The organism is Kitasatospora sp. NPDC057542 (assembly GCF_042801945.1).
GTDB lineage: Bacteria > Actinomycetota > Actinomycetes > Streptomycetales > Streptomycetaceae > Kitasatospora.
In genome coordinates, this window is the sequence record NZ_JBHVFE010000392.1 from 1 (window position 1) to 8,490 (window position 8,490).

General features: G+C 74.7%; 7 protein-coding genes. 3 read left to right on the forward strand and 4 right to left on the reverse strand.

Going from position 1 to position 8,490, the window contains the following annotated elements; all coding sequences use genetic code 11:
- Window positions 1–13: 13 nt before the first annotated feature.
- Window positions 14–2,212 (reverse strand): MMPL family transporter, encoded by a 2,199-nt coding sequence (locus ACFU7Y_RS33925; RefSeq protein ID WP_224283637.1) that lies wholly within the window; start codon window positions 2,210–2,212, stop codon window positions 14–16.
- A 379-nt stretch (window positions 2,213–2,591) separates the two neighbouring features.
- On the opposite strand from ACFU7Y_RS33925, the gene ACFU7Y_RS33930 reads away from it, so the two are divergent.
- From ACFU7Y_RS33930 to ACFU7Y_RS33940, 3 genes are read left to right on the forward strand one after another with little or no spacing between them, the layout of a single operon-like run.
- Window positions 2,592–3,740 (forward strand): DegT/DnrJ/EryC1/StrS family aminotransferase, encoded by a 1,149-nt coding sequence (locus ACFU7Y_RS33930; RefSeq protein WP_380770665.1) that lies wholly within the window; start codon window positions 2,592–2,594, stop codon window positions 3,738–3,740.
- On the forward strand, window positions 3,731–4,675 hold the full coding sequence (locus ACFU7Y_RS33935) for an NAD-dependent epimerase/dehydratase family protein (protein ID WP_380770666.1): 945 nt from the start codon (window positions 3,731–3,733) through the stop codon (window positions 4,673–4,675). The genes ACFU7Y_RS33930 and ACFU7Y_RS33935 overlap by 10 nt, the downstream gene beginning before the upstream one ends.
- 12 nt (window positions 4,676–4,687) lie before the next feature.
- On the forward strand, window positions 4,688–5,779 hold the full coding sequence (locus ACFU7Y_RS33940; protein ID WP_380770667.1) for a hypothetical protein: 1,092 nt from the start codon (window positions 4,688–4,690) through the stop codon (window positions 5,777–5,779).
- Window positions 5,780–5,908: 129 nt separating this feature from the next.
- Here ACFU7Y_RS33940 and ACFU7Y_RS33945 read toward each other — a convergent pair whose 3' ends face one another.
- From ACFU7Y_RS33945 to ACFU7Y_RS33955, 3 genes are all read right to left on the reverse strand, one after another.
- Window positions 5,909–6,727 carry a polysaccharide deacetylase family protein gene (locus ACFU7Y_RS33945; RefSeq protein WP_380770668.1) on the reverse strand — a complete coding sequence of 273 codons (819 nt, stop codon included), beginning with the start codon at window positions 6,725–6,727 and terminating at the stop codon, window positions 5,909–5,911.
- A 7-nt stretch (window positions 6,728–6,734) separates the two neighbouring features.
- Window positions 6,735–7,598 carry an SDR family NAD(P)-dependent oxidoreductase gene (locus tag ACFU7Y_RS33950; RefSeq protein WP_380770669.1) on the reverse strand — a complete coding sequence of 288 codons (864 nt, stop codon included), beginning with the start codon at window positions 7,596–7,598 and terminating at the stop codon, window positions 6,735–6,737.
- 50 nt (window positions 7,599–7,648) lie between these two features.
- Window positions 7,649–8,490, reverse strand: an 842-nt coding sequence (locus ACFU7Y_RS33955; RefSeq protein WP_380770671.1) for a hypothetical protein, incomplete at its 5' end; no start/stop codon positions are given.

The window sequence follows — 8,490 nt, forward strand, 5'->3', positions numbered from 1 at the left end:
GGCGGTAGCCGGTCTAGACGGTGACCGACTCCCGGGCCGGGGCCGACTCGCGGGCGGCGGTCGCCAGCTTGCTGCCCTCGACGTCCACGTCCGGTATCAGCCGGTCGAGCCAGGCCGGCAGCCACCAGGCGCGGCGGCCGAGCAGGGCGAGGACGGCCGGAACGATGGTCATCCGGACGACGAAGGCGTCGAAGGCGACGGCCGCAGCGAGTCCCAGACCCATCATCTTGATCATCGGTTCGCTCATCCCGATGAAGCCCGCGAAGACGGCGATCATGATGAACGCGGCCGCGGTGACCACCCTGGCGTTGTACCGGAAGCCGGTGACGATCGCCTCGCCGGGCTGCTCGCCGTGGACGAAACCCTCACGGATCCTGGTGACCAGGAACACCTCGTAGTCCATGGCGAGGCCGAAGACCACACCGATCATGAAGATCGGCATCATGCTCATCACCGGGCCGGTCTGCTCCACGCCGATCAGGTTCGCCAGCCAGCCCCACTGGAAGACCGCGACCACGGCGCCGAGCGCGGCGACCACCGAGAGCAGGAAGCCGAGCGCCGCCTTCAGCGGGACGAGGACGGAGCGGAAGACCACCAGCAGGAGGATGACCGCGAGGCCGACCACCACCGCGAGGTAGGGCAGCAGCGCGTCGCTGAGCTTCTGCGAGACATCGATGTTCATCGCCGTGGTGCCGCTGACCAGGACCGTCGCCCCGGTGGCCGACTTCAGGCCGGCGGCGTCGCCGCGGATGGCGTGCACGATGTCCTTGGTCTCGGCCTCGCTCGGGCCCGTCGCCGGGACGGCGTTGAGCAGGGCCGTGTCGCCCTCCTTGTTGAACATCGGCGGCGTGACCGCGATGACCCCGTGCACACCGGAGACCTTCTTGGCGACCTCGCTCGCGGCGGCCTTCGGGTCGGCGGCGCCCTTGACGTCCACCAGGATCGTCAGCGGGCCGTTGAAGCCGGGGCCGAAGCCCTCGGAGAGCAGGTCGTAGGCGCGGCGCTGGGTGGTGGAGGTGGGCTTGGCCTCGTCGCCCGGCAGGCCGAGCCGCAGGTCGAGCGCCGGGGCGGCGAGCACCCCGAGGCCGATGACACCGCCGAGCAGCACCGCGAGCGGGCGGCGCAGCACGAAGCGGGCCCAGCGGGCGCCGCCGTTCTCCTTCGCGGCCGGGGCCACACCGTGGGCCTTGCGGGCCTTGCGGGGCAGTACCTTGCGGCCGATGAAGCCGAGCAGCGCGGGGACCAGGCTGAGCGCGACCAGTACGGCGATGACGACCGTCCCGGCGGCGGCCATGCCCATCTTGGCCAGGATCGGGATGCCGACCACGGAGAGGCCGGCGAGCGCGATCACCACGGTGAGGCCGGCGAAGACCACCGCGGACCCGGCAGTGCCGACGGCCCGGCCGGCCGCCTCCTGGGGCGTGCGGCCCTCGGCGAGCTCGGCGCGGTAGCGGGAGACGATGAACAGCGCGTAGTCGATGCCGACCGCCAGGCCGAGCATCATGGCGAGCGTGCCGGTGGTGGCGGAGAGCCCCAGCGTGCTGCCGAGCGCGGTGATCAGCGACATGCCGAGGCCGACGCCGACCAGCGCCGTGAGCAGCGGCAGCCCGGCCGCGACCAGCGAGCCGAAGGTGATCACCAGGACGACGGCCGACAGCGCCATGCCGATCGCCTCGCTGCTGCCGCCCGCCTCGCCCGTGGCCATCAGCGCGTTGCCGCCGATCTCGACCTTGAGCCCGGCGTCCCGGCCGTGCTGGGCAGCCTGTTCCAGGGCGTCGGTCGCGCCCTTGGACACCTCTCCCGCCTTGGCGGAGTAGCTCACGGTCGCGTACGCGGTGGTGCCGTCCGTGGAGACGGCGCCCTGCATCGTGAACGGGTTCACCGCGCCGGTGACCTGCTCGGACCGGGCGACCTCGTCGACCGTCCGCTCGACCGCCTGCTGGTTGGGCGCGGCGGTGATCTTCTGGCCGGAGGGGGCGACGAACACCAGTCGCGCCGAGGCGCCGTCGGCGTGGCCGCCGGGGAAGCGCTCGTTCATCAGGTCGAAGGCCTTCTGCGCTTCCGTGCCGGGCATCGCGAAGCCGTCGTCGGGTGCGGCGGGCGCCTTGGCCGCCAGGACCCCGCCGACCGCCAGTACGGCGACCCAGAGGAAGGTCACCAGCCTGCGCCGGACGAAGGCCCATCGGCCCAGACGGTAGAGGAACGTGGCCACGGGAGAGCGGACTCCTTCGGATGCGGTTCTCGGAAACGGACGCGCCACGGCCGGCCGGGCGTCCTGGTGGACGCGGTCCGCCGCAGCATGACCCATCCTTGATCGCCGACCCCCACTCCGTCGTCGTCCCTGCGCAGGCCGTTTGCGTACTGCGGACGCAGTAGTGCCCTCCCCCGCACGGAGGAGCGCACGCCCCACGCCGGAAGCAGTGCCCGGACCTGCGGCGGAAGCAGTTCCGGTCACCCGCGCGGGCGGCGACCGCGGGCCGCGGACCGGTGGGCGAAGTAGCGTGATGTGCCTGACCCGTCCGCTGTCGTGCGGTTCGGGATGATCCGACCCGATCGGTGCTGCTTTCGCAGCCCGCCGCCGGAGGTGCCCCATGGGCGTTCCAGCCGCCCGCATCGTGTTCGACCAGAGCGACCGAGCGGCGGTCGCCGAAGCGGTGACCGAGATGCTCACCACCGGCGCGCTGACCCTCGGTCCGTGGACCGAGCGCTTCGAGCAGGCCTTCGCCGCCGAGCACGGCGCCTCGCACGCCGTCGCGGTGAGCAGCGGCACGGCGGCGCTGGAGGTGATCCTGCGCAGCATCGACGTCCGGGGCCGCGACGTGGTCGTCCCCGCCGTCACCTTCTACGCGACCGCCGGCGCGGTGGTGCACGCGGGCGGGCGACCGGTCTTCGCCGACGTCGACCCGGCCACCCTCGCGCTCTCCTCCGAGACCCTGGAGGCGGCGCTCACCCCGGACACCGCCGCCGTCGTCCTGGTGCACATCGGCGGGCTGATCGGCCCGCAGGTCGACGCCGTGCGCGCGCTGTGCGACCGGCGCGGCGTCCCGCTGGTCGAGGACGCCGCGCACGCCCACGGCAGCACCTTCGACGGGCGCGCCGCCGGGACCTTCGGCCTGGCCGGGGCCTTCTCCTTCTACCCGACCAAGGTCACCACCAGCGGCGAGGGCGGGATGATCCTCACCGAGTCGCCGGAGCTGCGCGACGAGGCCCGGGTCCACCGCGACCAGGGCAAGGGCTCCTTCACCACCAACCACCACGTGAAGCTCGGCTACGCCTGGCGGATGAGCGAGCCGCACGCCGCGATCGGTGCGGTGCACCTGCGCCGGCTGAAGGAGTTCATCGAGACCCGCCGCGCCGTCGCCCGCCGCTACGACGCCGCCCTCGCCGGGCTGGACGGCCTCGACCCGGTGCTCGAACCGCCCGGCTGCCGTGGCAACTACTACAAGTACGTGGCGCTGCTGCCGTCCGGTGTGGACCGCGCGGAGTTCAAGCGGGCGGTGGCCGAGGAGCACGGGGTGCGGCTGTCCGGCGAGGTCTACGACCTGCCGCTGCACCTCCAGCCGGTGCTCGCCCCGTACCGGCGCGGGCCGCTGCCGGTGGCCGAGGACGTCTGCGCGCGGCAGGTCTGCCTGCCGGTGCACTCCGACATGACCGAGGACGAGACGCAGCAGGTGATCGACGCCGTCTCCGCGGTGTACCGGCGACTGGCCGGAGCGAAGGGAGCAAGATCGTGCGGATAGCCGTCACCGGGGGCTGCGGGTTCATCGGCTCACACGTCGTGGACCACCTGATCGCGGCCGGCCACGACGTCCTCGCGGTGGACACCACCGACAAGTACCTCAACCCGGACGCCGAGCACGCGCGGCTCGACGTCCTCAATCTCAAGGCCCTCACCGCCGCGCTGTCCGGCAGCGAGGTGGTCTACCACCTGGCCGCCATGGCCGACGTCGAACAGGTCTGCGCCGACCCGGTCCGCGCGGTGCGGACCAACATCGACGGCACCGAGGCCGTCCTGGAGGCCGCCCGGCGCAGCGGCCTGAGCCGGACCGTGCTGGCGAGCACCGTCTGGGTCTACGGCGCCGCCATCGCTGACGGTCAACTCGACAGCGGCGAGCAGGAGTTGGACGAACACGTGCCGATCGAGCTGGAGCACAGCGGCCATCCGTACGTGGCCACCAAGCTCGCTTCCGAGATGCTGGTGCACAGCTACCGCGAGCTCTACGGGCAGCACTTCACCATCCTGCGCTACGGCATCCCGTACGGCCCCCGGATGCGGGACGAGCTGGTCGTCGCCCGGTTCGTCCAGGCCGCGCTGGCCGGGCGGCCGATCACCATCGCCGGGGACGGCCGGCAGAGCCGCAACTTCGTCTACGTCGAGGATCTCGCGGACGCCCACGTCCGGGTCCTCTCCCCCGCCGCCGAGGACCGGACCTTCGCGCTGGAGGGCTCGACGGCCGTCTCGGTGCGGGACATCGCCGACACGGTGGACGGCCTGCTGGGGCCCGTCACCATCGAGCACATCGACGGGCGGAAGGCCGACTACACGGGGCGGCGGATCTCCTCGGCACAGGCCAAGCGGCTGCTGGACTGGTCTCCGAGCACCCACTTCACGGACGGCGTACGGCGGTACGCGGACTGGTACCGGGCCACCGTCGGCTCGGCCGCCGGCGCCTGACGGGGCCGTCCGATGCCGCACGCCCTGCTGGTCTCCGGCTCGCTCGGGCAGGGCCACGACGTGATGGCGCAGGCCTGCGCGGACACCCTGCGGGAGTACGGCTGGACCACCCGCACCGTCGACGCCATGGCCCTGCTCGGGCGGCGCTCGGGCGCGGCCGGGGAGGCGGTGTTCCGCCGGCTGCTCGACCTTCCCGGGGTGTACGACGCCTTCCACTTCTCGGCGCTGCGGCCGGGCGCCCGGATCGCCCTGCTCGCCGACGCCGCGGCCCGCAACCGGCTGGTCCCGGCGCTGCGGGAGCTGATCGGGGCACAGCGGCCGCAGCTGGTGGTCTCCTTGTTCGCCACCGCGACCTCGGCGGTCAACCGGCTGCTGCGGCAGGCACCGGAGCGGGAGTTCCGGCACTTCGTCTTCTGCACGGACGTGACGCCGCACCGGCTCTGGGTGCAGGAGGGGACGGACCTGTTCCTGGTCACCTCGGAGGTCGCCGCGTGTGCGGTGCGGCGGTACCGGCCGGACGCCGACATCGTCGTCGTGCCGGCGCCGCTGCGGAAACCGTTCTACGGCCCGCCGGAACGGGCCGCAGCGCGCGCGGAGCTGGGCGTGCCGGCGGGCGCCGCGTGCGTGCTGCTGATGTCGGGCTCCTGGGGGCTCGGCCCGCTCGCCCGAACCGCCGCCTCGCTGGCCGCCGCCGGACCGCACGTGCTCGCGGTGGCCGGGCACAACCGGGAACTGGAGCGCCGGCTGCGGGGTGCCGCGCGCCGCGAGCCCCGGCTGCACCCCTTCGGCTACACCGAGCGCGTCCCCGCGCTGATGGCCGCCGCCGACCTGGTGGTCACCAGCTCGGGCGACACCTGCAGCGAGGCCCGGGCACTGGGCCGGCGGCTGCTGCTCCTCGACATCGTGCAGGGGCACGGACGCGACAACCTCCAGCACGAGCTGGAACTCGGCCACGCCGACGTCGCCACCGCCCACCCGGCCGAGGTGGTCCGCAACGCCCTGGCCGCGCTCGGCCGCCCCGAGCCCCCGCCGTCCACCGGGGCGACACCGGCGGCCTGGCAGGAGGGGTTCGGAGCGGCGCTGCGGCGGGTGGGACTGGGATAGCCGAAGCCGGTGAGGCCGGGGTGGCCGAGGGTTCGGCGCACGCCGATGGTGCCCGAGCAGGTGAGGGTGCCGGTCACCGTGCCGGTGCGCTGGGGGTACCGGTGTCCGGCGGTCCTGACGACGTGTCCGTCACACCGGACGGTTCCCGCCGACGGGCGGCGGCACCCGGTGGTCGCGGAGGGGGCCGAGGGTCAGCCGGTGGGTGCGGCAGTGGTCGGCGATCAGCGGGAGCGCGGCGAGGGTGGCGCGCCAGGAGTCGGGGGCGGAGGTGCAGTCGGAGTCGTGCAGCAGGAGGGTGGCACCGCCGGTGAGGCCGGGGCGGGCGGTCGCGTAGACGGACTCGCCGGTGGCACCCGCCGCCCAGTCGCGGCCCCAGGCGGTCCACAGCACGCTGCGCAGGCCGAGACGGCGGGCGGCCAGGGCCGGGCCTGCGGCCAGGACACCGTACGGCGGGCGGTACCAGAGCGGACGGGCCCCGCAGAGTTCGGTCACGGCCTCGGCGGCACGGCGCAGTTCGCGCAGGTCGCGGGCGGGGGCCGGGTACCACTGCGGCCGGTGGTACCAGCCGTGGACGGCCACCTCGTGGCCGCGCAGCACCAGCTCGCGGCCGAGCGCGGGGGCGCGCTCCAGCATCGCGCCGAGCAGGAAAAAGGTGGCGCGGGCGCCGAGTTCGTCCAGCGCGTCGAGGACGTACGGGGTGCTGCGCGGATCGGGGCCGTCGTCGAAGGTCAGGGCGACGTGGCCCGGCGCGGTGCCGTGGCCGGCGGTGCGGCGGGCCAGGGTGCGGCGCAGTGGCGGCAGGCGGACGGCAGCCGGGGCGAGGTGCAGGACTTCGACGCCGGCCGCGACGGCGAGGGCCGTGGCGGCGAGCGTCCCCGGGCGCGGGGCGGCGGTGCCTGGCCGACGCACGGCGGCGGGGCTCACCCGGTGTGCGGCCGCGGCGCTCAACCGGTGCTCACCCGAAGCGCGAGGCCATCCGGCGGAACACGCCCGGGGCCGCGCCGTGGATGCGGGCCGGGAAGCCGAGCCAGTGCGGGACGTAGAGCCGGTCGCGCTCGGTGGTGATGGTGGCGACCACGACGTCCGCGACCCGCTCCGCCGAGACCGGGCGCGGCCGCTCGCGCTGGTACGGGGTGCCCCGCCGGTCGAAGAACGGGGTGTCCACCGCTCCCGGGAGCACCAGGCGCACCCCCACCCCCGTGCCGCGCAGCTCGTACCAGAGGCTCTCCGCGAACATCGTCAGCCCGCCCTTGGTGGCGGAGTACCCCGCCTCGTCGCGCACGCCGACCTGGCCGGCCATCGAGCCGATCAGCACGATCCGGCCGTGGCGGCGCTCCAGCATGCCGGGCAGCAGCAGGCGGACCAGGCGCAGCGGGGCGGCGAGGTTGACCTCGATCATCCGGTCCAGGGTGTCGGAGGGCATCTGCGCGTACGGGCCGCGCCAGCCCAGGCCGGCGCTCGCGATCAGGGCGTCCACCCGGCCGGCCGCGGCCACGGCGGCCTCGGCGAGGCGGGCCGGGCCGTCCGGCCTGTTCAGGTCCTCGGGCAGGGCTCGTCCGCCGGTGCGGCCGGCGAGTTCGTCGAGGCGGGTGCGGTCGGTGCCGGAGAGCAGCGTGTGCCAGCCGGCGTCGGCCAGTCGGGTGGCGGTGGCGTGGCCGATCCCGGAGGAGGCGCCGGTGATCAGCGCGACGGGGCGGTCCGTCGGGCCCGTCGGGTCCGTGGGGCTCGTCGGCCCCGTGGGGGCCTTGGGGGCCGTGACCCCCTCCACGGGGCCCTTCGGGTCCGACCGCCGGGGTCGGGAGTCGGGCTCCTCCGCCATCGGGCACCTGCCGCTCTGTGGCCGTGTCGCCGTCCTTTTTGTCCGGCAAGTCACCTTCGCATGGCGGAGCCGTCCGGGCTACCGGGGCGGACGGAGGGCTCCGCGCCGGCGTCCCGGTGCCGGGCGGACAGCTCGGCGGACTCGCCCTCCAGCTCGCCGAAGCGGGACAGCACGAAGGTGCCGCCCACCGCCACCGCGAAGCCCGTCAGCGCGCACCACTCGAACCCCGGGCGCGCGGCGTCCCCGAGCGCCAGCACGCCGACCAGCGCCGGGCCGAAGGTCTCGGTCACCGTCCCGGCGGCGGTCGCGGCCGTCACCGTGCCGCGCTGCAGGGCCAGGGCGTAGGCGAGGTAGCCGCCGAGACCGCCGACGGCGAGGGCGTAGGCGGCCGGGTCGGTGAGGACGGAGACCGGACCGGAGGCATCCAGGACCCGCACGGCCAGGCTGGTCACGCCGAAGCCGACCCCGGCCAGCAGCCCCAGGCCGGCCGCGGCCGCATCGCCCTGCCGGCGCACCAGGACCACGGTGGCGAGCACCATGACGGCGGTGGTGGCGAGCAGCGCCCAGTGGAAGGAGGGGTCGGCGTGGTCACGGCCCTCCTGGCCGGAGCCGAGTGCCAGCAGGGTCAGGCCGACGACCACGGCCAGGATGCCCGCGAGGTCGCCCCGGCGCAGCCGCGCGCCCAGCAGCCAGACGGCGGCCACGGCGGTGACGGCCAGGCTGGAGTTGGTGACGGCCTGGGCGAGGAAGAGCGGGAGGGTGCGCAGGGCGACGATGCTCAGCGCGAAGCCCGCGATGTCCAATAGCGTGCCGAGGATGAACTGCCAGGACCGCACCAACGCGGCCAGCAGGCCCGCCTGCACCCGGTCGGCGCGCGGGGCCGACCGAGCCC

Excerpts from the sequence above, each read along its gene's own strand:
- ACFU7Y_RS33930 (WP_380770665.1), top strand. The coding sequence starts at position 2,592 with ATGGGCGTTCCAGCCGCCCGCATCGTGTTCGACCAGAGCGACCGAGCG.
- ACFU7Y_RS33940 (WP_380770667.1), top strand. The coding sequence starts at position 4,688 with ATGCCGCACGCCCTGCTGGTCTCCGGCTCGCTCGGGCAGGGCCACGAC.
- ACFU7Y_RS33950 (WP_380770669.1), bottom strand. The coding sequence starts at position 7,598 with ATGGCGGAGGAGCCCGACTCCCGACCCCGGCGGTCGGACCCGAAGGGC.